Here is a 1256-nt window from a genome sequence, read left to right as displayed (position 1 = left end):
GGTAATAAAGCAAAAGTTATAGAGTATGCAGATAAAATAGATATTTCATCACGGCATCTGTTAGGAATCATTAATGATGTTTTGGATATGAGTAAGATTGAAGCAGGAAAAACAGTCTTCAAGTATTCTGACTTTTCTATTCTGGATTTTATGCAGGAACTTGACACTATATTTCATACTCAAATATATGAAAAGCAGCAGACCCTTACAATCATAAAAGAAAATATTCAGCATGAGTGGGTGAATGGGGATCAGGTTCACCTGATGCAGATTTTCAGCAACCTGCTTTCCAATGCAGTGAAGTATACCCAGGAAGGTGGGGAAATTCAGTTCTTTGTAGAAGAATGTGAGACAAAGTCATCTGTCTATGCAAAGTACCGTTTCTTAGTTAGTGATAATGGTATGGGAATGTCGGCAGATTTCAAGGATACAATTTTTGATGCGTTTACCCGTGCGGAAAGTTCCCTTACAAATAAAATACAGGGAACCGGACTTGGAATGGCGATTACTAAGAATCTGGTTGAGGCAATGGGAGGTACCATTGATGTGGACAGTGAATTGGGACAGGGAAGCTGTTTTGAGGTTCTCGTGGATCTGAAAATTGCAGAGGATAGAACGGTTGCTCTGGCGGCACAAGAAGAAACAAATGAGCAGGATGGTAATATTCTGCAGGGAATGAAATTCCTGTGTGCAGAGGATAATGAGTTGAACGCAGAGATCCTGACGGAACTGTTAAAGATTGAAGGTGCGGAATGTACCATCTGTGAAAATGGCGAAGAGATTTTGAAAGCATTTGAGCAGTCTGCTCCAGGTGATTATGACATGATCCTGATGGATGTGCAGATGCCTGTTATGAATGGTTATGAGGCAACGAAAGCAATCCGCAGAAGCTCCCATAAACTGGCAAAGACGATTCCGATTATTGCCATGACTGCCAATGCATTTTCAGAAGATATTCAGCATTCCCTTGCGGCTGGCATGAATGCACATGTTTCAAAACCGGTTGAGATGAAGGTGCTGGAAAAGACGATCAGAAGCATAAAATCTGGTGGGGGGGGGTACCGAACCGCAGGTCACTGTACAGTGACGAATGGAAAGTAACCGGATATAGAAGAATCAAAAAGGATAGTTAGGGATAGACAGAAAATGAAAGGAAAAAGAGTGATTGCAGGCATTCTGCTTGCGGGAATTTTAGCAGTCACCCTGGCAGGGTGTAAAAACACAGATAACACGAAAGAAGAAACCGAAAAGCCTGT

Annotated in this window: 1 protein-coding gene; it reads left to right on the top strand. The window is 41.7% G+C overall.

What is annotated here, in order from left to right; all coding sequences use genetic code 11:
• On the top strand, positions 1–1101 hold a 1101-nt coding region (locus DXA97_RS19750; protein WP_118721461.1), incomplete at its 5' end, for an ATP-binding protein.
• Between the last annotated feature and the right edge of the window lie 155 nt (positions 1102–1256).

The sequence above is a fragment of the Clostridium sp. OF09-36 genome (genome assembly GCF_003481985.1).
Taxonomy (GTDB): domain Bacteria; phylum Bacillota; class Clostridia; order Lachnospirales; family Lachnospiraceae; genus Brotaphodocola.
Note: the sequence above shows the minus strand (reverse complement) of the source record. Positions and strands in the feature narration are given on the sequence as shown.